The organism is Microvirga sesbaniae, from assembly GCF_025460805.1.
Taxonomy (GTDB): Bacteria; Pseudomonadota; Alphaproteobacteria; order Rhizobiales; family Beijerinckiaceae; genus Microvirga; species Microvirga sesbaniae.
Window position 1 is genome coordinate 42,734 of the sequence record NZ_JAMXFJ010000001.1, and the last position, 22,305, is coordinate 65,038.

A 22,305-nucleotide genomic window follows, 5' to 3' on the forward strand; every position below is an offset into this window, starting at 1 on the left:
GCCGCATCCCCGATGAAATGGCAAGCTGGCAATCGAAAACCTCTGCCAATCTAAGGGAAAGTACGGAGGCTTCCCATGGCATCATGTGGATTATGCCCCGATGAGATGGAAGACCAGGTCGCGGCGGTGCGGTCTGTCCCGGTGCTCCGCCACGTAGAGTCCCTGCCAGGTTCCCAGGGCCAGCCGCCCCTCGGCCACGGGGATGCTCAAGGAGACGCCCGAGAGCACGGTCCGGATATGGGCCGGCATGTCGTCCGGGCCCTCGGTCTTATGGACATAGCCGGCGTTCCGCGGCGCCAGGCGATCGAAGGCGGTCAGCAGGTCCCGGCGGACATCCGGGTCGGCATTCTCCTGGATCAGGAGCGAGGCCGAGGTGTGCCGGCAGAAGACGGTCAGAAGGCCGTGCCGGATCCCCGTCCCGGCCACCCAGCGCGCCACCGCGTCCGTGATCTCGGTGAAGCCCTGACCCCGCGTGTCGACGCCGAGCCGTCCGCTGGCCTGGCGCGTGGTCTGGCCTTCCGACAGGGTCTCGATCCTCATCCCTTCCGCCTCTTCGCCGCCTTGTCCTGGAGGGGATAGACCTCCTCCTCGCCCCGCTCCAGGATCTTCTCCAGGGTCTCGATCCGGTCGGCCTCCGCGGCGGGCTTGTCCCAGCGGATGCGGTTGATGCGGGGAAAGCGCATGGCGACGCCCGACTTGTGCCGGGTCGAGCGCTGGAGCCCCTCGAAGGCCACTTCCAGCACGAGGCCCCGGTCCTTGCCGTATTCCACCTCCCGCACCGGCCCGAAGCGGTTGACCGTGTGGTTGCGGACATAGCGGTCGAGCTTCACCAGCTCCTCGTCGGTGAAGCCGTGATAGGCCTTGCCGACCGGCACCAGCTCCTCGCCGCCTGGGCCCTCGCGCCAGACCCCGAAGGTGTAGTCGGAATAGAAGGACGAGCGTTTCCCGTGGCCGCGCTGCCCGTACATCATGACCGCATCGACCAGGTAGGGATCGCGTTTCCACTTGTACCAGTAGCCCTTGGGGCGGCCGGGAAGATAGGGGCTGTTCGCCCGCTTGACCATGCAGCCCTCGATGGCGTCCGCGTCCGGCCCGGCCCCGACGGAGGCCGGATCGGCCCGGGCGGCGGCGAGATCCTCCCAGGTCGTGAACGGCACCATGGGCGAGAGGTCGATGCGCGGATCGTCGAGGCGGGCGACGAGCGCCTCCAGGCGCTTGCGGCGCTCGGCGAACGGGAGGGCGCGCAGGTCCTCCTCGCCCTCGAACAGGATGTCGTAGACCCGCAGATGAGCCGGAAACTCGGCGATCAGCTTCGGCGTCACGGCCTTCCGGTTCAGGCGCTGCTGGAGCACGTTGAAGCTCTGCACGCGCCCCTCGCGCACGATCAGCAACTCGCCGTCGATGGCACCCTCGAAGTTCAGCGCCTCCACGAGATCCGGAAAGGCCCGGGAGACGTCCTCGCCGGTGCGGGAATAGATCCGCCTCACGGGGCGTCCGTCGCTGCCGTGGCCGGCGGCGGCCTGGAGCCGGATGCCGTCCCATTTCCACTCTGCCAGGAACTCGGACGCTTCCAGCTTCTCGAAATCCTCGTCCTCGAGGGGGTGCGAGAGCATGGACGGGCGGAACGGTGCGGGATTGCCGGATTCGGGCTTGGGCCCGCGCCCCTCGACCCAGGCAAAAAGGTCCTCGTAAGGCGCCTCCAGCCCGTGCCAGACCAGCTCGACCTCGTCGGGCTCGATCTCCCCGAGCTGGGCGACCGCCGTCTTGGCGAGCCGCGCCGAGACGCCGACCCGCAGCTCCCGGGTGATCAGCTTGATCAGCGCCCAGCGCCCGGTTTCGTCGAGCGCGTCCATCCATTCGGCGACGCGGGCCGGCAGATCGCTCTTGCTCGTGGTCGCGAGCGTCTCGATGACTTCGGTCAGGGTCGGAACATGGGGCGGCGGGTTGTTGTGACCGATGGTGGGTGCGTCGTCCGAGGCCGGGGCCACGCTCTCGTGTCCGGGCGAGGGCCAGATCAGGGCCACGGTCTCGGCGAGATCGCCCACGTAATGGTAGGACATGCGGAAGAGCTCCGGATCGGTGCGCTCCTCCACGAGGCCGCGGATCAGGGCGGGCTTGGCCTCCTTGAACATGAGCGCCCCGGTCATGGCCGCCAGCGCATAGCCGCGGTCGGGGTCCGGGGTATGGCGGAAATAATCGGTCAGCAGCCGCAGCTTGGCGTTGCGGCGGGGCTCGTAGCCGAGGCGGTCGAGGAGGGCGGCGAAGCGGTTCATGCGGCGTCTCCCGTCCCCGCATCCGCCGCGGGAGCCTCCTCGGCCTCGCCCTCGTCGCCATAGCCCAGCATGTGCAGGGGCCGGGCCCGGATGCCGTGGGTGGTGCACCAATGGACCAGCGCATCCTCCTGGCCGTGGGTGACCCAGACCTCGCCGGCGCCGGTCTCCCGGATCGTGCGGCAGAGGTCGTCCCAGTCGCAATGGTCGGAGATCACCAGGGGCAGCTCGACGCCCTTCTGCCGCGCCCGCGCCCGCACGCGCATCCAGCCGGACGCGAAGCAGGTGACGGGGTCGGGAAAGCGGCGGGACCACAGGTCCTGGATCGCCGAGGGCGGGCAGATCACGATGGCGCCCGCGAGCTTCGACCGTTCCGCGGCCAGCACCTTCGGGGTCTCGCCCAGGGGAATGCCCTCCGACTTGTAGAACTCGGTCAGGCGCTCCATGGCGCCATGCAGGTAGATCGGCCGGTCGTAACCCTCCTCGCGCAGCAGCGCCATGACCCGTTGCGCCTTGCCGAGCGCATAGGCGCCGACGATATGGGCGCGCTCCGGGAACAGGGCGGCGGAATCGAGGAGCTTGCGGACCTCGGCGCGGGTGTCCGGATGGCGGAAGACCGGCAGGCCGAAGGTCGCCTCGGTGATGAAGACGTCGCAGGGCACGACCTCGTAGGGCCGGCAGGTCGGGTCCTCCGCCCGCTTGTAATCGCCCGACACCACGACCCGGGTGCCGCCCGCCTCGATGGCGATCTGCGCCGATCCGAGCACGTGGCCGGCCGGGGTGAAGCGCACGGTCACGTCGCCGACGCGCAGGCTCTCGCCCAGGGGGGCCTCCTGCGTGGCGTCGGCGAAATCCGCCCCGTAGCGCACGGCCATGATGAGCAGGGTCTCCCGGGTCGCCAGGACGGACCGGTGTCCCGAGCGGGCATGGTCGGAATGGCCGTGGGTGATCAGTGCCCGCTTCACGGGCCGGACCGGATCGATGTGGAACTCGCCGAGGGGGCAGTAGAGCCCTTGCGGTGTCTGGGTGAGGATGTCGGTGGAACGCAGCGCCATGGGTGAGAATATAGGGTTCGGCCGTTTGATGTCAGGCGGAGGGATAATGCTGCCCATGGGAATGGGCTCCATCGCGGCGCCGGATCGGCCCCGCTCCGTCCGGCCCCCGTCAGGACCGGTCACGACATGCGGAGGGCGTCATCGCCGGGTCGCACCACCCTCGCACGTCGTCACCGGCCTTAGGCCGGTGATCCCGATGAGGTGAAACGCCGCGCCTCACCGCATCGGGATGGCCGGCAAGAGGCAGGTCATGATCGGCCGGCCATGACGGGGAGGGCGTCAGCCAGACCCGTGGGATGGCCCGGACGGCACGCCATTGACAGCCTCGTTTCTCTCCCGCATCCAAGCGCCATGCCGCACGCCGCCACCGCCCGATCCACCGGCGATTTCCACGCCGATCGCCGCTATGAATATGCCCGCGCCGCTTTCGAGGAGGGCGACTTCGAGGCCGCCGCCGACCTGGCCCGTCAGGTGCTCGAGCTCGTCCCGGACTTCGCTCCCGCCCAGGCCATGCTCGGCCGCGCCGCCGCCGAACTGGGCTCGGCGGAAGAGGCGGTGAACGCCCTGCATCGCGCCCTCGCGCTCGAGCCGGAGGATGCGCTGGGCGTACGGCTCGACCTTGCTCGCCTCGGTGCGCTCGCGCCCGAGGATGCGATCACGGACGGCTACGTGCGGGCACTCTTCGACGATTACGCCCCTAAATTCGACCGGCACCTGACGAGAAGCCTCGCCTATCGCGGCCCGGCGCTGATCGCCGACGCCCTGCGCCGGGCGTGCTCCAGGCGGATGCGGGAGTATCGTTTCGGCGCCAGTCTCGATCTCGGTTGCGGCACGGGGCTGATGGCGCAGGAACTCGCAGGATGCTGCGCGTCCATCGAAGGCGTCGATCTCTCGCCGCGCATGCTCGAGAAGGCGCAGAAGACGAAGCTCTACGATGCCCTGCACGAGGGCGAACTCGTGGCGTTCCTCGACGGCCGCCGGACGGGCGAGGCCGATCTCGTGGTGGCGGCCGACGTGTTCGTCTACATGGCGGCGCTCGATGCCGTGTTCCGCGAGGCACACCGCGTGCTGGGGCGCGAAGGGCTTTTCGCCTTCACCGTACAGGCGCATGAGGGCGACGGCTACGTCCTCGGCCCGGATGCCCGCTACGCGCACAGTGAATCCTACCTGCGGGCGCTTGCGGACGATGCGGGATTCGACGTCGTAATTTTCGAGCGCGTCTCGACCCGGGAGGATCGCGGCGTGCCGGTTCCCGGGTTGCTCGTCGTGATGCAACGCTAGAGCATCGGGTCCACTTTTGGGTCCGATGCTCGAGCCCTTGAGCGGCGCACCGTTCGGGCCCCTGTCTTGATCGCTCGGCCGATCCACCACCCCGTCATCACCGGCCTTGTGCCGGTGATGACGAAGCCGACGGGCCTCTGACCCATCCTCCGAACCACGCTGCCTCGTGCCGGGGGCCTACTCGGCCCGCGTCGACGGGTGCGGGGCGCTCTCGTAGCAGCCGGCCACCGATTGATCGAAATCGATCACCGAACCGGTCATCATGCCGGATTCCGAACTGCACAGGAACGCCACGGCGCGCGCCACCTCCGCCGGCTCCAGCAGGCGGCCGAAGGGCTGCTCCTTCATGGCCTTCTCCAGCCAGCCGTCCTGGGCATCGTGGTAGGTCTTCATGATCCGGTCCTCACCGGGGGTGTTCATCCAGCCGATGTTCAGGGCGTTCACCCGGATGCGCCAGGGCATGAGGCTGAAGGCGGCGTTCTTGGTCAGCGTGGCCAGCGCGCCCTTGGAACCGCTATAGGCGGTGATGAAGGGCTGGCCGCCATGGGCCGACATGGACAGGATGTTGACCATCGCGCCCTCGATCCTCTCGCGCCGCATGATCCTGGCGGCCTCCTGCATGAGGAAGAAGGGCGCGCGCACGTTGACCGCGAACATGCGGTCGAACAGTTCCGGGCTCGTGTCGAAGATCGTGCCGCGGTCGGTGATGCCGGCCGCGTTCACCAGCACGTCGACGCGCCCGAACACGGTGTCCGCCCGCGCTGTGACCTGACGGGCCTCGTCGACGCTTTCGAGATCGGCCTGCACGAACTCCGTATGGCATCCCTGTTCCGAGATCGCGCGGGCCACCGCATGCCCGCGCTCCGCGTTGCGGCCGCAGATCACGATGCCCTTGGCGCCGCGTTCGGCGAAGGTGCGGGCGATGGCCTCGCCCAGCCCTTGCGTCCCCCCGGTCACGACGGCGACGGCGTTCTGAAACTGGAAGTCGTGCGGCATGGCGTGTGCCTTTTCATTCTCGTTGCTGGCGTTGCCCAAGCTGACGGGATCGCGGGCCGGATGGCAAGGGCTTTGGTGCAAGGGCTTTGGTCAATGTCTACACGGTCAGTTCCTTGACCATTTCCCAGCAGGGGACCGGGACGGGGCCGGTCCGGGTCTCGGCGTCCTCGGTGATGGTGGCCGTGCAGCACCAGCCGCAGCGTTCGTAGAACGAGCGGGCGCCGTGATTGCCGACCAGGCAGCGCAGACGGGCCCTGTCGAAGCCGCTGGCCCAGATCGCGTGTTCGCTCGCCTGCAGGAGCGCGCGCCCGATCCCGAGGCGCCGGCCCTCGCGGGCCACGTAGAGCTGGCCGAGCAGGTTGTCCGCCCAGGCGGCGAAGCCGAGCAGCCGGCCTTGCCCGTAGACGGCCAGCGGCGGCACGGGGAGCCGCTTCACCCGCTCGATGAAGAAGGCCTCGTCGCGATGCTCGGCCACGCTCGAGGGCTGCAGCGGCGCCTGCGTCTCCAGCCAGACCGCGTGATAGAGCCGGCCGATGGCCTCCAGCTCATCGTCTTCGGCTGCGCGAAGCTCCTCGCTCATCGTCCACCCCTCGTGCCGCCATCATGGTAATTTTGTTTCGTTCGTCAAGACGCGGTCTGGCGAATGGCACACCGTACCTTATCTTGAGGACAGATGTCCCACGCGCCGGCCTCCCTCCTCCCAAAGATCTTCCGCGACTGGTTCAGGCACCGAGGCTGGACGCCCCGGGAGCACCAGCTCGACCTGCTCGCCAAGGCCCGGGAGGGCCGCTCGGTGCTGCTCGTGGCGCCGACGGGGGCGGGCAAGACCCTCGCGGGCTTCCTGCCGAGCCTGGTGGAACTGGCCGGGCGGGAACCGAGTCGCGGCACGGCCAAGGACAGGCGCGGCCTCCACACCCTCTACATCTCCCCCCTCAAGGCGCTGGCCACCGACATCGCCCGCAATCTCGAGGCGCCCGTGCAGGAGATGGGGCTTCCCATCCGCATCGAGACGCGCACCGGCGACACGCCCTCCCACAAGCGCGCCCGGCAGATCGAGCGCCCGCCGGACATCCTGCTCACCACGCCGGAGCAGCTGGCGCTGCTGCTCGCCCACGCGGAGGCGCGGGAGTTCTTCAAAGATCTGCGCCGGGTGGTGCTGGACGAGCTGCATTCCCTCGTCACATCGAAGCGCGGCGACCTGCTGTCGCTGGGGCTCGCGCGGCTTGTCGCCATCGCCCCCCAGGCGACCGCCGTGGGGCTGTCCGCCACGGTGCGCGAGCCGGACGATCTCAGGCGCTATCTGGTGCCGCAGCGCTCGCCGTCCCGGTCCGAGGGCGGGGCGGAGCGCGGTGAGCTTGCCGACCTCGTCGTCGTGCAGGGCGGCGCGCAGCCGGACATCCGCATGCTCGAGATCGACGAGCGCCTGCCGCTCGCCGGCCACACCGCCTCGCTCTCCATGCCGGCGATCTACGATCTCATCCGGGCGCACAAGACCACCCTCGTCTTCGTCAACACGCGGCTGCAGGCGGAATACACGTTCCAGGAGCTCTGGAAGCTCAATGACGACAACCTCGCCATCGCGCTCCATCACGGCTCCCTCGACGTGTCGCAGCGCCGCCGCGTGGAAGAGGCGATGGCGGCAGGAAAATTGAAGGCCGTGGTGTGCACCGCGACTCTCGATCTCGGGATCGACTGGGGCGACGTGGATCTCGTGGTGAACGTGGGCGCGCCCAAGGGGGCGTCGCGGATCATGCAGCGCATCGGCCGCTCGAACCATCGCATGGACGAGCCGTCGGAGGCCTATCTCGTGCCGGCGAACCGCTTCGAGATCCTGGAGTGCCGCGCGGCGTTGGACGCGGTGCACGAGGCCGCGCAGGACACGCCGGATGCGCGCATCGGCGCCCTCGACGTGCTCTGCCAGCACATCCTCGGCATGGCCTGCGCCGAGCCGTTCAAGCTCGACGGCCTGTACGAGGAGGTGCGCTCCGCCGCGCCCTATGCCGGCCTGACCTGGGAGGATTTCGAGGCCTGTGTGGCCTTCGTGGCGACAGGCGGCTACGCGCTGCGCGCGTACGAGCGCTTCGCCAAGATCGTGAAGGGCAAGGACGATCTGTGGCGCGTGCGCGACGCGAAGGTCGCGCAGCAATACCGGCTGAACGTGGGCACCATCGTCGAATCCAGCATGATCAAGGTGCGGCTCGGCAAATCGGCGCGCTCGCGGCCCGGCACCGTGCTGCCGCGGGGGCGCATCCTCGGCGAGATCGAGGAATATTTCGCCGAGACGCTGACGCCGGGCGACACCTTTCTCTTCGCCGGCGAGGTGCTGCGCTTCGAGGGCATCTCCGAGGACGAGGTGCTGGTGACCCGCGCGGGCGCCGGCACCGACCCGATGATCCCGTCCTACGAGGGTGGCAAGTTCCCGCTCTCGACCTTCCTGGCCGCGCGGGTGCGGCAGATCCTCGCCGATCCCTTCGAGTGGGACCGGCTGCCGGCGCAGATGACCGAGTGGCTCCTGCAGCAGCGCCGGCGCTCGCTCCTGCCCGGGCCCCGCGACCTCCTGGTGGAGACCTTTCCCCGCGGCAACCGCTTCTACATGACCTGCTTTCCCTTCGAGGGACGGCTGGCGCACCAGACGCTCGGCATGCTGCTCACCCGTCGCCTCGAGCGGGCGAAGCTCAAGCCCCTCGGGTTCGTGGCCAACGATTACGGCATCGCGGTCTATGCCTCGGGCGACATCGCCGGCCGCGCCGCGCGCGATCCCGCCTTCATGGACGACCTGTTCTCCGAGGACATGCTCGGCGACGATCTCGAGGACTGGCTCGCCGAATCCTCGCTCATGAAGCGCACCTTCCGCCAATGCGCGGTGATCGCCGGCCTCATCGAGCGCCGCTTCCCGGGCGAGAAGAAGACCGGCCGCCAGGTCACGATCTCCACCGACCTCGTTTACGACGTGCTGCGCAAGCACGAGCCCGACCATGTGCTCCTGCGCGCCGCGCGGGCGGATGCGGCAACGGGACTCCTCGACGTGAGGCGCCTGGGCATGATGCTAGAGCGCATCCGGGGGCGAATCATCCACAAGCCGCTCGACCGGGTTTCTCCTTTGAGCGTGTCCGTCATGCTGGAGATCGGCCGCGAGCGCGTCTATAGCGACAACGCGGACGAGATTCTGGCCGAGGCGGAAGCGGCGCTTCTCGACGAGGCTTTGGCGTGACGGCATTGCGGAAGAACAAACAGACAACACACGAGATCGAGCTGGCCGGGCAGCTGGCGCTCCTCGACCTGACGGGCGCCCTGTATCTGCCCGCCCACGACGCCCTGCTCGTGGCCGATCTCCATTTCGAGAAGGGCTCGTCCTTCGCCCGGCGCGGCATGATGCTGCCGCCCTACGACACCCGCGAGACCCTGATGGCGCTCTCCGATGCGGTGGTCCGCTTCGGTCCGAAGACCGTCGTGGCGCTCGGTGACAGCTTCCACGACATCGGCGGGCCGGACCGTCTCGGCGACGACGAGCGCGCCACTCTCGCCGAGGTCCAGGCGGGCCGCGACTGGATCTGGGTCACGGGCAATCACGACCGCATTCTGCCCGACAGCATCGGCGGGCAGGTGGTGGACGAGATGGCGCTCGGCTCGCTGACGCTTCGCCATGAGCCGGCTCACGGAGAGCAGGCGGAGATCGCCGGTCATCTGCACCCGGTCGGCAAGGTGGTCATGCGCGGACGCGCCACCCGCCGCCGCTGCTTCCTCACAGACGGCCGGCGCTGCGTCATGCCGGCGCTCGGCGCCTATGCGGGCGGGCTGAATGCCTGCGACGCCGCCTTCAAGCCGCTCTTCCCGGACGGCTTCACGGCGCATCTCATCGGCACCGAGCGCATCTTCGCCATCGCCCGGGCGATGCTCTGCCGGGATTGAGGAGAGCCCTTGTCCTCGACGTCATGGCCGGGCTTGTCCCGGCCATCCCGATCGGAAAGGCACGGCGTTCCCGGCAATCGAGATCACCGTCCGGTGCCGTCCCTCCGTCGAGGCCCTGTCGGGCCCGACACGACCTACCCCGTGGTCTTGCCGACCGGCGCCTCCGAGAACCGCGCCTGCCGGGGCGCGAGCTCATGGCCCTGCGGCTGGGTGAGGATCCCGTAGAGCTCCGGCCGGCGGCCGCGGATCCAGCGTCGGCCGGTGGCGAGCGGCAGGAGATCGAGGTCGAGATCGGCCACCACCAGGGCGTCCTGGGCCTTCCAGGTCTCGGCCACGATGCGGCCGTAGCAGTCGATGATCATGGCGTTGCCCGTGCGCACCTCGCCGTCGTCTTCGCCGACGCCGTTGGCGAAGAGCAGGAAATAACCGTTGTCGTGGGCGCGGGCCGGCAGCCAGCGCAGCAGCCATTCGCGTCCCTTCGGCCCCCGGAACTCGGCCTCGATGGCCTCCGGATCGCCATGGCGGTTCTCCCAGAGGGCGGGGTCGATGAGCCCCATGGCCTGGGGGCTGCGGGACAGGCACCCGCCGGTCTGGTGCGGCGCCATGACCACATCGGCGCCGAGCAAGGCGGTGGCGCGGGCGTTCTCCACGAGGTTGTTGTCCCAGCAGATGAGAACCCCGATCTTCACCCCCCACGGCGTGTCGAAGACCGTGTAGCTGTCGCCGCTTGCGATGTGGTCGCTCTCGAAGGCGTGGAGCTTGCGGTGGCGGTGAACCTGGCCGTCCGGCAGGCAGACCACGTAGGTGTTGAACAGGCGCCCGTCGTCGGCGCGCTCGATCAGGCCGACCCCGATGGCCATGTGGTGGCGGGCCGCGAGGGCGAGGACGGCCTGCGTGGAGGGGCCAGCCGGCACCGGTTCGGCCAGCGCGTCCAGCCGCTCGCGTCCGAGGTTGCGCACGTGCCAGTAGCCCGTGAGGCACATCTCCGGAAAAGCCAGGATCTTGACGCCCTGATCCGCAGCCTCGCGGGAGAAGCGCTCCACCACCGCCATGTTGGCGGTCTTGTCGTCGGCCTTGTGATGGAACTGAACCGTTCCGCACCGGAGCATCATGATGCCATTCTCCCTGCATGCGCCATCGGCAGGATCGCGTGGCGACCCTGAGGCGTAAAGACCTGCGCGCGTCCCGGTCAGTCCCGCCGGAAGATCGTGCTGGCGAGCCAGCCGAACAGGAGCGCGATGGCGGCGGTCGAGAGGCCGTAGGCCAGGGACCAGTCGCGGGCAATGACACCGACCTGTTCCTCGAACCCGGTCTTGACCAGCTCGAAATGAGTCTGGGTGCGGGCGAGGATCACCGTGTCGGCGAAGAGGGTCACGTCGACGTCGTAGTTGCCCGGCGGGGCCGTCGCCGGCAGCGCGACGCTTGCGCGGAAGATCTCGGGCGTCAGGAAGGTCACACCGCGTTCGTCCTCGAGATAGAGGCCCTCCTGGGCCTTGAGCCGGTAAAGGGCGTCCCGGAACGGCTGGTCCGCGCCGTCGCGCTTGAGGGTGAGATCGCCGGAATTGATGATGGCGCTCAGGCCGACCTTCTGGCGCTGGCGCAGCTGATCGCTCGTGATCTCCTCGATCGGCCGCGAGCTGAGGACGTTCAGGTAGGCGGGCGCGGTCGGAAATTTCTGCTGGTCCTGGTTGATCCAGACCGGGCCGAGCCGCTCCTTCTCGCGCACCGTGAGGAACTGGCGCGGGCCGCGGACGGTGACGACGATGTCGTAGCTCGTGGCCCGGGCAACCGTCTGGGCGTCGCGCTCGATGGCGCCGAACACGGCGATCTGCGTGCCCGTGTAGTTGGAATTGATCAGCACCCGGTGGTTCGACAGGGACGTGATGAGGGTTTCCGCCCGCGCGCCGACCATCGTGCCGACCAGGATCAGGAGGGCGCCCACGATCCTCACGTGCGCGTCTCCTGCGTGGAGATGGAGAAGGGCTCGTCCGGCTTGAGCACGAGTTCGAGGCCGAAGCGCAGGCCCACCGCGAGGAGCAGGATGGCGAGCAGGAAGCGGAACAGCTCCGCTCTCAGGTGCCGCCCCATGCGGGCGCCGAACTGGGCCCCGAACACGCCTCCGACGATGAGCAGGATCGCCAGGACCATGTCCACCGCCTGGTTCGTCACGGCGTGGAGGATGAGGGCCACGAGGGTGGTGCAGACGATCTGGAACTGGGAGGTTCCCACGACCACGTTGGTCGGCACCCGGAAGACGTAGAGAAGGGCCGGCACCACGATGAAGCCGCCGCCGATGCCCAGCAGCGCGCCGGCGAAGCCGATGAACAGGGACAGCCCGACGATCGGGATGATGCTCACGTAGAGCTTGGACCGGTAGAACCGCATGCGCAGGGGCCAGCCGAGATAGGGCGCATGCTCGCCCGCCCGCCGCCGCAGGCGCACCGCGCCGCCCTTCCGCCGGCTCCAGAATTCCCGGATGCTCTCCTTCAGCATCAGGCTGCCCACGATGGTGAAGAGCGTCACGTAGGAAATGACGATCACGAGATCGAGCTGGCCGGCCCGTCGCGCCGCCGCGAAGAACCACACGCCCAGCGCCGAGCCGACAAGTCCTCCGGCGACCAGGATGGCGCCGAGCTTGTGGTCGAGGGCGTTGCGGCGCAGCGCGCCGAGCACGCTGGTGGTGGAGGAGGCGACGATCTGCGCCGACTGGGTCGCCACGGCGACGGCCGGAGGAATCCCCAGGAAGATGAGGAGCGGCGTCATGAGAAACCCGCCGCCGATCCCGAAAAGCCCCGATATGAAGCCCACCGCCGCACCCATCCCGAGGATGAGAAGAACGCTCACAGGCATCTCGGCGATCGGCAAATAGATTTGCAACCCGGTTCCCCCATTGGCCGGTGCAGCCACGTCGTTGTTACAGCATCAGGCAGGCGGTGTAACGGTCATGTTCTGAACGCAAGATGACAGAGCCTGCGTGCCCTCAACTCCGTTCGGCCCGGGTTCGATCCAGAGCGGCCGTCCGGCCCTGGACGGCGACGGGCGGTCGGTTGGCCACGGGATCGACCGGCCGGGGGCGCCAGGCTTCGACAGCGGCCTTGGCGGCCTTCAGCTCGGCCGCGCTCAGGCGCCCGGCGATCTCGTCCCGCTTCTGGCTCGCCTCCGCGTCGCCCTGATCGGCCGCGAGGGCGAACCACCGGAACGCCTTCGACGGATCCGCCTTGGCCCCGATGCCGAGGGCGAGCAGGACGCCCAGATTGTACTGGCTGTCCCGCAGGCCGGACTCGGCCGCCTCGCCGTACCAGCGCAGCGCGGCGGCGTAATCCGGCTTGCCGTACTGGCCCGAGGCGAGAAGGGTGGCGAGGTTGTGCATGGCGCGGACGTTGCCGCCGAGAGCCGCCCGCTCGTACCAGAACGCGGCCTGCTTGATGTCGTGGGGGATCCCGTCGCCCTTCTCGTGCATCATGGCGAGCCGCTCCTGTGCGGGAGGAAGGCCGGCCTGAGAGGCCCGCTCGAAGAGCCGGGCGGCGGCGGTCACGTCCTTTGCCATCCCGCGTCCTTCGGCGGCCCGCGAGGCGATCTCATAGAGCGCGGCCGCGTCGCCCGAGCGGGCAGCCTGCTGCAGGCTCGCCGGGGCATCCGCCGGGATGCCCTTAACGGTCGCGGGATCGACGAGAAACTGCCCGGACACGAGCGGATCGGCGGAGACGGACCCGGTGGCGAGGCTGGACGACTGGAAGACGCTCAGATCACCGGCTTGAGAAGCGTCGGCGGTGACGACCGGCTTCGCATTCTCGGCAGGCGCCGCTTCCTGCCGCACGCTCGCCGGCGCCGGATCGGGCGGGACCTGCCCGACGGACAGGATCGGATAGGTTCCGGTCGCCAGGATCAGGAACGCCAACCCGAACAGAAGAGGGCGCCGGCGGCTGTCGAGGCTGCGGCGCAGGCGCTCGAACAGGGATGAGACGCCGGCTGCGGATTCGCCGGTCTCCGGTTGATCGGCCTCGACCGCGGACCCGGCCTCCTGCTTGAGGGGTGACGGGGAGGGAGTGGGGACAGGCTCCGGAATTGCGCTCTGCGCGGCCCGTCGGGCGGCCGCGATGAAGCTGGCCCGCAGATGGCCGAGATCGGATTCGGGGGCCGGTTCGGGCGCAGCCGTCGGGGCGGGCGGGGAGGCGGCGTCCGGAGGAGGCGGGGCGGCCTCCTCCACCTGCGACAGGGTGGCGGCATGGAGCCTGCGGACGGCTGCTTCGAGACGATCCGCGGGCAGCCGCGGCCCCGCGGGAGCGGCCGGCATGGAGGGGTCCTGGCGGGCCGCCACGGGAGCATCCCCGTTCGGCAGCCGGGACGTGAGGGATTCCAGCGCGTCGCGAACGGCCCGGAGCGTCTCCTGCGTCTTCTTGTCGGACCGGCTGTGAAGGGCCTTCAGCTCGACGACCCCATGCTTCAGGGCATCGAGATCGCCGGAATCCGGCAAGGCAGGGCGGATGTCGTTCAGCACGGTCCTGGCCGCACGCTCGGCGAGGCCGACGGCCTCGTCCTGAAGCCTCTTGAGGTGCCCGCTCGCCTCGGTCAGGGCTGTCTGCAGGGCTGCCCCCGGCATCTGATCGAACCGCTCGGCCAGAGCCGCCACCTGGCGCTCGAGAGCATCGAGGCTTGCGGGCTGAGACGGCGCCCGTTCGAGCTTCTGGTCGATGGATCGCAGCATCTGCGCCATGCCGGAGGTGTCGGCCTGCCGGACGAGTTCGCGCAGCTCCTGCTCGATTCGGTCGAACCGCTCCATCAGGGGCTCGCGGGGCTGGGCCTCCCTTTCGGCCACGGCCTCGATCCGCGATGACAGATGCTTGATCCTGTCGATCAGCGTCTCGCCGCCCGCGGCGCGGCTTTCCGACAGGCCGGCCATGCGCTCGGTCAGCAGGGCGAGCTGCTCGCTGATCGGGGTCAGGTCCGCCGGTGCCGGTTGAGGGCGGCGGGCGAGAAGGTCCACGCTGCGGCTCAAGGTCTCGAGCTGCTCGGGAACCCGGCTCGTCTCCTGCGCCGTGGCGGTGACGTAGAGGGCCGAGCAGACGTCGTCGAGGGACGACTTCAGGGCGGTGAAATCGCTCTTGCTCACCTGATGGAGGCGCAGCTCCGACAACTGGCGGGCGAGGACCTCGATCTCGCCGGAGAGCCGGGCGATCTGCTGCGGCTCGGCCCGGTGCGCCAGATCCTGGCGCATGTCGACGATCTGGCCGCTGAGGAAATCCACGACCGAGCGGTCCACCCCGGACGCGGCCACCGCGTCGATCTTGGCTTTGATCTGGTCGATTTCCTGGCCGATGCGCCCGTGCAGCTCTTCGCTCACCTCTCCCGCGAGGGACCGGATCTGCTCGTAGAGCACGGTGATCGAGCCGGCGAGGGTGCGCATGTCCCGGGCCGTCGGCCCCTGGCCGAGATCCTTGGCGATCGACCCGAGGGCGGCGTCGAGCGCGCCGATCTCCTCACGGGTCGCCAGAGTTTCGATGCCGGAGCGCAGGCCGTCGATCTCCGCGCGGATCCCGTCGACGGCAGGGGTCAAGGCCGGATTGGGCTGTTCGAGATGGGCGGCGAGACGGGACATGTCGGCCCGCAGGCCGACCAGGGTTTCGGACACGGGGGCGAGCGCCTTGAGCGCCTCCTCGACCGGAAATTCGATGCGTGGCGGGGCAGCCCGCTCCGCCGTGACCTGCCGCTCCACCGTCTCGAGACGCTCCTTGAGGGACGACAGGGCCTCCGAGAGCACGGCGGCGATCCGCTCCTGCTGATCCGCGGAGCTGCGGGTGGCGTCGGTCAGGCGGATTTCCGCCTGTTCGATCCAGCTTGCCATGGATTCGAGCGCCACCGCGGTCCGGGAGGCCTGATCCTGAGCGGGGCGCCCGTTCTGCGCCGCCACGGCGGCCATCAGGGTGTCGTAGTCGCGCTTGGGCCGCGAACGGGCGGACATCCGGGCAATGAGACCGTCGAGATCGCTGCCCGCCCGCCCCGGTGTTGATCCGGGCCTGTCCCGAGCCTCTTCGAGGACGGCTGCGATCCACTCCTCGAGGCTCATGCCGGCCTGTCGAGCCGCGGCGGAGATCAGCGCGCGTGCATCGAGATCCAGGTCGTCAGATCTTGAGAAGACGGGTCGTCTCATGGTTGGGCTCGCCGGGGTACGCGTGAACTCGAGAGGGCCCGCACGGCCCCGTGCCGGTGCGCGCCTGACGGACCCGGAGCCTGAGAGAGGCGAATCACCTCGCGCCACGACCCCTTGCCCAGCGCTGCAACTTCCGTCCGGCATAGTAAAAAACCCGTTAAGCAGAGGGGATTTAGCGACGATCCGGGCATGGGGTCTCATATCTTCCGTAACGGTAATCTTCCGAAGCGCTCTGCCTTTACCCCAGCGGCAGATCCGAAACGTAACACTCTTGCAATTGGGTAAAAAGATGTTCTATCATTTCATTACTGAAGGGGAAGTCCTCAGGCTTGCCTCGTCATGAAGAAATCACGGGGGGTTCCATGGACCACATTACAGGCAGCACTCCTGCCGGCGAGAGTGCAAGACTTTATACGATCGGCGATCTGGCCCGCGAGTTCGGGGTCACTCTCCGCACCCTGCGGTTCTACGAGGACCGTGGCCTCCTCTCGCCCCGACGGGACGGGACGGCACGAATCTACGATGCCCGCGACCGCGAGCGTCTCTCCGTCATCCTCAAGGGCAAGCAGCTCGGCTTCACGCTGACCGAGATCCGCGCCATGGTGGCCGAAGAGCGGTCCGGCAATGGAGCGGCGATGAATCTCAAGCTGTCTCTCGACCAGATCGAAGATCAGATCCGCCATCTCGAGCAGCAGAAGGGCGAGATCGAAGAGGCCCTGGCCGAGCTCCAGGCCCGCCGCGCGGGCCTCGCCGTGGCGGCCTGAGCCGCAGCGCCGGAACGCAATCGTCCGAGACAGCCCATCCGTCCGCAGACCGCCGGTCTGCGGACGGATGGGCGTTTTCGCTTGGGAGGGCGGAAAGGCCAGGCCGCCTCCCGCTGAAGCGCTCGCCCCGCCGCGCTGATGCGCCTCTGGCCCCGGATGCTGCCGCGCGATCGCCGGCCGCTCCAAAATCCGATCCTCCCGGAAGACGGGGAGGTCGCCTCGTGATGGGGTCGAGGCGGGCGGGCCCCGGTCGTTGCCGCTTCCGCCAAAGATTTCCCACCCTACCTCTTTCCAAAACGGCGTAATGGTTTATATGTGAACTATCTACTTGACCGGCATCTTCCTCACGGGGACGTTCATGCCGGAATGCGATCTGGGAGAGTTCGAATGCCGGTCTACAAGGCCCCCGTCGAAGACGTCATGTTCCTCCTGAACGACGTGTTCCCGATTGAGCGTCACAACAACCTGCCCGGTTTCGCCGATGCGACCTCCGAGACGGTGGAGGCGATCCTCGCCGAGGGCGCCAAGCTTTGCGAGGAGGTGTTCGCGCCCCTGAACCTCTCCGGCGACCAGGAGGGCTGCACCCGCCATCCGGACGGCTCGGTCACGACCCCGAAGGGCTTCAGGCAAGCCTACGACGCTTATGCCGCCGGCGGCTGGATGGGACTGGCCGCTCCCGAGGAATACGGCGGCCAGGGGCTGCCCTCCGTCCTCAACACGGTGATGCAGGAATTCGTGTCCTCGGCCAACCTGGCGCTCGGCATGTATCCGGGCCTGACCCAGGGGGCCATCGCGGCCCTCATGGTGCACGGGACCGACGAGCAGAAGAAGACCTATCTGCCGAAGATGGTCGAGGGCGCCTGGACCGGCACCATGAACCTGACCGAGCCTCATTGCGGCACGGATCTGGGCCTGCTCAAGACCAAGGCCGTGCCGAACGGTGACGGCTCCTATGCCATCACCGGCACCAAGATCTTCATCTCGGCCGGCGAGCACGACATGGCGGAGAACATCGTCCACCTGGTGCTGGCCCGCATCGAGGGAGCGCCCGCCGGAACCAAGGGCATCTCGCTCTTCGTGGTGCCGAAGATCCTCGTCAACGCCGACGGCTCCCTCGGGGAGCGCAACGGCGTCTCCTGCGGGTCGCTCGAGCACAAGATGGGCATTCACGGCAACGCCACCTGCGTGATGAACTACGACGGCGCCACGGGTTGGCTGATCGGCGAGGCGAATCGCGGCCTCAACGCCATGTTCGTGATGATGAACGAGGCGCGGCTCGCGGTCGGCGTCCAGGGATTGTCCCAGTCGGAAGTCGCCTATCAGAACGCCGTGGCCTACGCGAAGGACCGCCTCCAGGGCCGTGCGCTCACCGGGGCCAAGTTCCCCGACAGGCCGGCCGATCCGATCATCGTGCATCCGGACGTGCGCCGCACGCTGCTCTCCATCAAGGCGTTCAACGAGGCGGCGCGGGCGCTCATCGTCTGGACCGGGCTGAACAGCGACATCGCGCATCGCTCGTCCGACGAGGCGCAGCGCCAGACCGCCGAGGACTACATGGGTCTGATGACTCCCGTGGTGAAAGGCGTGCTCACCGATCTCGGCTTCGACAACGCCGTGAAGGCGCAGCAGATGTTCGGCGGCCACGGCTACATCGAGGAATGGGGCATGTCGCAGTTCGTGCGCGACGCCCGCATCGCCATGATCTACGAGGGCGCCAACGGCATCCAGGCCATGGATCTCGTCGGCCGCAAGCTCGGCAAGGACGGCGGGCGGGCCATCATGGCGTTCTTCAACGAGGTCGGCGCCTTCTGCCAGGAGAATGCCGGCGACGATGGCCTGAAGGCCTATGTGGCGCCCCTGCAGCAGGGCCTCGGCCATCTGCAGCAGGCCACCATGTGGTTCATGCAGAACGCCATGACGAAGCCCGACAATGCCGGCGCGGGCGCCACCGACTACATGCATCTCTTCGGCCTCGTGGCCCTGGGATACATGTGGGCCCGGATGGCGAAGGTGGCCCAGGCGAAGAAGGCCGAGGGCAACGGCGTCGCCGACAAGATGGATGCCAAGCTCCTGACCGGCCGCTTCTTCATGGAGCGGATGCTGCCCGAGACCGGCATGCGTCTCGCCCGCATCTCCACCGGGGCGGACACGACCATGGCGCTGCCGGCGGACGCGTTCTGACCGCCCAGCAAGTAAAGCGTTCCTTATCCGACAACGATCCCGGCGCGCCTTGCGTCCGGGACGACCACACGACCGGGAGACCCTCATGGCTGATGCCTTTATCTATGACGCCGTTCGCACCCCGCGCGGCCGCGGCAAACAGGATGGTTCGCTGCACGAGGTTCCGGCGGTCGATCTCGCCGTGACGGCGCTCGACGCCATCCGCAGGCGCAACGATCTTGATCCGATGCTCGTGGAGGACGTGGTGCTCGGCTGCGTCGATCCCATCGGCGAGGCCGGCGGCGACATCGCACGCGCCGCGGCCCTGAAGGCGGGCTTCGGCAAGGAGGTTCCCGGCGTGCAGATCAACCGCTTCTGCGCCTCGGGGCTGGATGCCGTGAACCTCGCGGCCGCGCAGGTGATGTCGGGCATGAAGGATATCGCCATCGGGGGCGGCGTCGAATCCATGAGCCGCATCGGCATGGGGGCGTCGGGCGGCGCATGGCCGGTCGATCCGGGCATCGCCATTCCCACTTATTTCCTGCCCCAGGGCATCTCGGCGGATCTCATCGCCACGAAGTACGGTTTCTCGCGCGACGACGTGGACGCCTACGCGGTCGAGTCCCAGAAGCGCGCCGCCAGGGCCTGGGACGAGGGCCGCTTCGCCAGGTCCGTCGTGCCCGTGAAGGACGTCAACGGCATCACGATCCTGGCGAAGGACGAGCACATGCGGCCGCAGACCGACATGCAGTCGCTGGGCCAGCTGAAGGCCGCTTTCGTGCAGATGGGCGAGATGGGCGGCTTCGACGCGGTCGCGACCGCGGCGCACCCGGACGTGGAGTTCATCGATCACGTGCATCACGCGGGCAATTCCTCGGGGATCGTGGACGGTGCCGCCGCGGTGCTCATCGGCAGCCGGGAAGGCGGCGCGAAGGCGGGCCTGAAGCCCCGCGCGCGCCTCAAGGGCTTCGCGTCCATCGGGTCCGATCTCGCACTCATGCTCACCGGCCCCATCGACGTGTCGGAACTCGCCCTGCGCAAGGCCGGCATGACGAAGGACGACATCGACCTCTTCGAGATCAACGAGGCCTTCTCGTCCGTGGTGCTGCGCTACATGCAGGCGATGGATCTCGACCCGGCGAAGGTGAACGTGAACGGCGGCGCCATCGCCATGGGCCACCCGCTCGGCGCCACCGGGGCGATGATCCTGGGCACCGTGCTCGACGAGCTGGAGCGCACGGACAAGCAGACGGCCCTGATCACCCTGTGCGTCGCGGCCGGCATGGGCACGGCTGCGATCATCGAGCGGGTTTGAGACGGCGGGAACGGGAGAACCATCATGACGAACTTCACCAATTTCCGCTTCGAGACGGATTCCGACGGGATTGCGGTCGCCACCTGGGACATGCCCGGCCGCTCCATGAACGTGATCACCCCCGAGGTGATGGGCGAACTGGAGCAGATCATCGAGACGGTCGCCGGCGACGAGGCGATCAAGGGTTGCGTGATCACCTCCGGCAAGGAGGCTTTCTCCGGCGGGGCCGATCTCACCATGCTTCAGGGCCTCGGCGCAGAATACGCGCGGCTCGCCAAGGAGAAGGGCGAAGAGGCCGCGATGCAGTTCTTCTTTGAGGAATCGCGCCGGCTCTCGCTGCTCTATCGCCGCCTCGAGACCTGCGGCAAGCCGTTTGCCGCGGCCATCCACGGCGTCTGCCTCGGCGGCGCCTTCGAGCTCGCGCTCGCGTGCCATTTCCGCGTGCTCTCGGACGTGGATTCCACACGCGTCGGCCTGCCCGAGGTGAAGGTCGGGCTCTTCCCGGGCGCCGGCGGCACCCAACGCGTGGCGCGCCTGATGCAGACGGGCGACGCCCTGCAGATGCTGTTCAAGGGCGAGCAGATCCGTCCGCTCATGGCCCGCAACATGGGCCTCGTCCATGCGGTCGCGCCGCGCGAGGCCATCGTCGAGACGGCCAGGGACTGGATCAGGCAAGGCGGTTCGGCCGTCGCGCCCTGGGACCAGAAGGGCTACAAGCTGCCGTCGAACAAGGTCTATTCCGCGGCCGGCATGCAGATCTGGCCTCCGGCCAACGCCATCTACCGGCGCGAGACCCAGGACAATTACCCGGCGATCCGCGCGATCCTGGAATCCGTCTATCAGGGGCTGCAGCTCCCGATGGATCTCGCCCTGAAGGTGGAGTCGCGCTGGTTCGCCAAGATCCTGCGGTCGAAGGAGGCGGCGGCGATGATCCGTACGCTCTTCATCTCCATGCAGGATCTCAACAAGGGCGCGCGCCGTCCGAAGGACGTGCCGCCGACGAGCCTGAAGAAGGTCGGCGTCGTCGGCGCGGGCTTCATGGGCGCGAGCGTCGCCTACGTCACGGCCAATGCCGGTCTCGACGTGGTGCTCATCGACCGCGATAGGGAATCGGCCGAGAAGGGCAAGGCCCATTCGCACAAGCTCATGACCGACCAGATCATGAAGGGCCGCGCCAAGACGGCGGACCGCGATGCGCTGCTCGCCCGCATCACGCCGTCGGCCGATTACGCCGATCTCAAGGATTGCGATCTCGTCATCGAGGCCGTGTTCGAGGATCCCAAGGTCAAGGCCGAGGTGATCCAGAAGGTCGAGGCCGCGATCCGGCCGGACTGCGTCTTCGCGTCCAACACCTCGACCCTGCCGATCACCGGCTTGGCCCAGCAGGCGAAGACGCCCGACCAGTTCATCGGCATCCACTTCTTCTCGCCGGTCGAGAAGATGATGCTGGTCGAGATCATCATGGGCAAGGAGACGGGCGACAGGGCGCTCGCGACGGCGCTCGATTACGTGCGCCTGATCAAGAAGACGCCGATCGTCGTCAACGACTCGCGCGGCTTCTTCGCCAATCGCTGCGTGCTCGCCTACATCCTCGAGGGACACCTCATGTTCACCGAGGGGCTGCCGGCCGCGATGATCGAGCAGGCGGGCAGGCAGGCCGGCATGCCGGTCGGGCCGCTCTCCCTCAACGACGAGGTCGGGGTCGATCTCGGCCTCAAGATCCTGCGCGCCACCAAGGCGCAGCTGGGTGAAGCCGCCATCGTGCCGGAGCAGGAGGAGTTGCTCACCACGCTCGTCGAGAAGGGGGGACGTCTCGGCCGCAAGAACCGGAAAGGCTTCTACGATTATCCCGAGGGCGGGCAGAAGCGCCTGTGGCCGGGCCTGAAAGATCTGCAGACCAGGCACGTCGAGCCCGAGTTCGTCGACATGCAGGAGTTGAAGCAGCGCCTGCTCGTGACCCAGGCCCTGGAAGCGGCCCGCACCTTCGAGGAAGGGGTGGTCACCGATCCGCGCGAGGCGGATGTGGGGTCGATCCTCGGCTTCGGCTTCGCCCCCTATACGGGCGGTGCGCTGTCCTACATCGACTTCATGGGCGCGAAGGCCTTCGTGGCCCTGTGCCAGAGCCTGCAGTCCAGGCACGGCGACCGCTTCGCGCCGCCGAGGATTCTCCTCGACATGGCCGCCTCGGGCGACACGTTCTACGGTCGCGCCGCGGGAACGAAGAAGGCGGCTTGATCGTCCTCCGCGTCTCTTCATCGCCGGCCCTGTGCCGGTGATCCCGATCCGGGAAGCGCCGCGCCTTACCGCATCGGGATGGCCGGGCCAAGCCCGGCCATGGCGGGGAGGGGGCTCGGCAAAACCTTGACCGATACCCTCCTGCGTCCCATGACTCGGAGGGTGTGAAGAC

16 protein-coding genes are annotated in these 22,305 nt (G+C 68.3%); 7 read left to right on the top strand and 9 right to left on the bottom strand.

Annotated elements, in window-relative coordinates; translation table 11 throughout:
- Positions 1-90: 90 nt before the first annotated feature.
- Genes OCW50_RS00195 through OCW50_RS00205 form a run of 3 tightly spaced genes read right to left on the bottom strand, consistent with a single transcriptional unit; the run spans position 91 to position 3,325 of the window.
- A complete protein-coding gene (locus OCW50_RS00195; RefSeq protein ID WP_262296025.1) occupies positions 91-540 on the bottom strand; it encodes a secondary thiamine-phosphate synthase enzyme YjbQ in 450 nt (149 codons plus the stop codon).
- Positions 537-2,273 carry a cisplatin damage response ATP-dependent DNA ligase gene (locus OCW50_RS00200; RefSeq protein WP_262296026.1) on the bottom strand — a complete coding sequence of 579 codons (1,737 nt, stop codon included), beginning with the start codon at positions 2,271-2,273 and terminating at the stop codon, positions 537-539. Before OCW50_RS00200 ends, OCW50_RS00195 begins: the two co-directional genes overlap by 4 nt.
- Positions 2,270-3,325 carry a ligase-associated DNA damage response exonuclease gene (locus OCW50_RS00205; protein ID WP_262296333.1) on the bottom strand — a complete coding sequence of 352 codons (1,056 nt, stop codon included), beginning with the start codon at positions 3,323-3,325 and terminating at the stop codon, positions 2,270-2,272. The genes OCW50_RS00200 and OCW50_RS00205 overlap by 4 nt, the downstream gene beginning before the upstream one ends.
- A 351-nt stretch (positions 3,326-3,676) precedes the next feature.
- Between OCW50_RS00205 and OCW50_RS00210 the strand changes: the two genes are divergently transcribed.
- Positions 3,677-4,606: a class I SAM-dependent DNA methyltransferase gene (locus OCW50_RS00210; protein ID WP_262296027.1), complete on the top strand. Its 930-nt coding sequence runs from the start codon at positions 3,677-3,679 to the stop codon at positions 4,604-4,606.
- 177 nt (positions 4,607-4,783) lie between these two features.
- Here the strand turns inward: OCW50_RS00210 and OCW50_RS00215 are convergent, their stop codons facing one another.
- Both OCW50_RS00215 and OCW50_RS00220 read right to left on the bottom strand, forming a co-directional pair.
- A complete protein-coding gene (locus tag OCW50_RS00215; RefSeq protein WP_262296028.1) occupies positions 4,784-5,602 on the bottom strand; it encodes an SDR family oxidoreductase in 819 nt (272 codons plus the stop codon).
- 97 nt (positions 5,603-5,699) lie between these two features.
- Positions 5,700-6,182: a GNAT family N-acetyltransferase gene (locus OCW50_RS00220; protein ID WP_262296029.1), complete on the bottom strand. Its 483-nt coding sequence runs from the start codon at positions 6,180-6,182 to the stop codon at positions 5,700-5,702.
- A 93-nt stretch (positions 6,183-6,275) separates the two neighbouring features.
- On the opposite strand from OCW50_RS00220, the gene OCW50_RS00225 reads away from it, so the two are divergent.
- Together OCW50_RS00225 and pdeM are read left to right on the top strand one after the other, a co-directional pair.
- The gene (locus OCW50_RS00225; RefSeq protein WP_262296030.1) at positions 6,276-8,813 is read left to right on the top strand and encodes a ligase-associated DNA damage response DEXH box helicase; all 2,538 of its coding nucleotides are present in this window, start codon (positions 6,276-6,278) and stop codon (positions 8,811-8,813) included.
- Entirely contained in the window at positions 8,810-9,511 is a 702-nt protein-coding gene (gene pdeM, locus OCW50_RS00230; RefSeq protein WP_262296031.1) for a ligase-associated DNA damage response endonuclease PdeM, read from the top strand. Before OCW50_RS00225 ends, pdeM begins: the two co-directional genes overlap by 4 nt.
- Positions 9,512-9,645: 134 nt before the next feature.
- On the opposite strand, the gene OCW50_RS00235 is transcribed toward pdeM, so the two are convergent.
- From OCW50_RS00235 to OCW50_RS00250, 4 genes are all read right to left on the bottom strand, one after another.
- A complete protein-coding gene (locus OCW50_RS00235; RefSeq protein WP_262296032.1) occupies positions 9,646-10,623 on the bottom strand; it encodes a nitrilase family protein in 978 nt (325 codons plus the stop codon).
- A gap of 77 nt (positions 10,624-10,700) precedes the next feature.
- Entirely contained in the window at positions 10,701-11,462 is a 762-nt protein-coding gene (locus OCW50_RS00240; protein WP_262268082.1) for a TIGR02186 family protein, read from the bottom strand.
- Positions 11,459-12,388 (bottom strand): sulfite exporter TauE/SafE family protein, encoded by a 930-nt coding sequence (locus OCW50_RS00245; RefSeq protein ID WP_262296033.1) that lies wholly within the window; start codon positions 12,386-12,388, stop codon positions 11,459-11,461. The genes OCW50_RS00240 and OCW50_RS00245 overlap by 4 nt, the downstream gene beginning before the upstream one ends.
- A gap of 103 nt (positions 12,389-12,491) precedes the next feature.
- Positions 12,492-15,659, bottom strand: a complete 3,168-nt coding sequence (locus OCW50_RS00250; protein ID WP_262296034.1) for a hypothetical protein — start codon at positions 15,657-15,659, stop codon at positions 12,492-12,494.
- Between the two features lie 362 nt (positions 15,660-16,021).
- Between OCW50_RS00250 and OCW50_RS00255 the strand changes: the two genes are divergently transcribed.
- The 4 genes from OCW50_RS00255 to OCW50_RS00270 all read left to right on the top strand — a co-directional run bounded on the left by OCW50_RS00255 (position 16,022) and on the right by OCW50_RS00270 (position 22,133).
- A complete protein-coding gene (locus OCW50_RS00255) occupies positions 16,022-16,423 on the top strand; it encodes a MerR family transcriptional regulator (RefSeq protein ID WP_262296035.1) in 402 nt (133 codons plus the stop codon).
- A gap of 387 nt (positions 16,424-16,810) precedes the next feature.
- Positions 16,811-18,604, top strand: a complete 1,794-nt coding sequence (locus tag OCW50_RS00260; RefSeq protein ID WP_262296036.1) for an acyl-CoA dehydrogenase C-terminal domain-containing protein — start codon at positions 16,811-16,813, stop codon at positions 18,602-18,604.
- Between the two features lie 85 nt (positions 18,605-18,689).
- On the top strand, positions 18,690-19,898 hold the full coding sequence (locus OCW50_RS00265) for an acetyl-CoA C-acetyltransferase (protein WP_262296037.1): 1,209 nt from the start codon (positions 18,690-18,692) through the stop codon (positions 19,896-19,898).
- 24 nt (positions 19,899-19,922) lie between these two features.
- Positions 19,923-22,133, top strand: a complete 2,211-nt coding sequence (locus OCW50_RS00270) for an FAD-dependent oxidoreductase (protein ID WP_262296038.1) — start codon at positions 19,923-19,925, stop codon at positions 22,131-22,133.
- The last annotated feature ends 172 nt before the right edge of the window (positions 22,134-22,305 follow it).

Bases quoted from the DNA above. Each gene is read 5' to 3' on its own strand.
- OCW50_RS00195 (WP_262296025.1), bottom strand. From the start codon at position 540: ATGAGGATCGAGACCCTGTCGGAAGGCCAGACCACGCGCCAGGCCAGC.
- OCW50_RS00200 (WP_262296026.1), bottom strand. From the start codon at position 2,273: ATGAACCGCTTCGCCGCCCTCCTCGACCGCCTCGGCTACGAGCCCCGC.
- OCW50_RS00205 (WP_262296333.1), bottom strand. From the start codon at position 3,325: ATGGCGCTGCGTTCCACCGACATCCTCACCCAGACACCGCAAGGGCTC.
- OCW50_RS00210 (WP_262296027.1), top strand. From the start codon at position 3,677: ATGCCGCACGCCGCCACCGCCCGATCCACCGGCGATTTCCACGCCGAT.
- OCW50_RS00215 (WP_262296028.1), bottom strand. From the start codon at position 5,602: ATGCCGCACGACTTCCAGTTTCAGAACGCCGTCGCCGTCGTGACCGGG.
- OCW50_RS00220 (WP_262296029.1), bottom strand. From the start codon at position 6,182: ATGAGCGAGGAGCTTCGCGCAGCCGAAGACGATGAGCTGGAGGCCATC.
- OCW50_RS00225 (WP_262296030.1), top strand. From the start codon at position 6,276: ATGTCCCACGCGCCGGCCTCCCTCCTCCCAAAGATCTTCCGCGACTGG.
- OCW50_RS00235 (WP_262296032.1), bottom strand. From the start codon at position 10,623: ATGATGCTCCGGTGCGGAACGGTTCAGTTCCATCACAAGGCCGACGAC.
- OCW50_RS00250 (WP_262296034.1), bottom strand. From the start codon at position 15,659: ATGAGACGACCCGTCTTCTCAAGATCTGACGACCTGGATCTCGATGCA.
- OCW50_RS00255 (WP_262296035.1), top strand. From the start codon at position 16,022: ATGGACCACATTACAGGCAGCACTCCTGCCGGCGAGAGTGCAAGACTT.
- OCW50_RS00260 (WP_262296036.1), top strand. From the start codon at position 16,811: ATGCCGGTCTACAAGGCCCCCGTCGAAGACGTCATGTTCCTCCTGAAC.
- OCW50_RS00265 (WP_262296037.1), top strand. From the start codon at position 18,690: ATGGCTGATGCCTTTATCTATGACGCCGTTCGCACCCCGCGCGGCCGC.
- OCW50_RS00270 (WP_262296038.1), top strand. From the start codon at position 19,923: ATGACGAACTTCACCAATTTCCGCTTCGAGACGGATTCCGACGGGATT.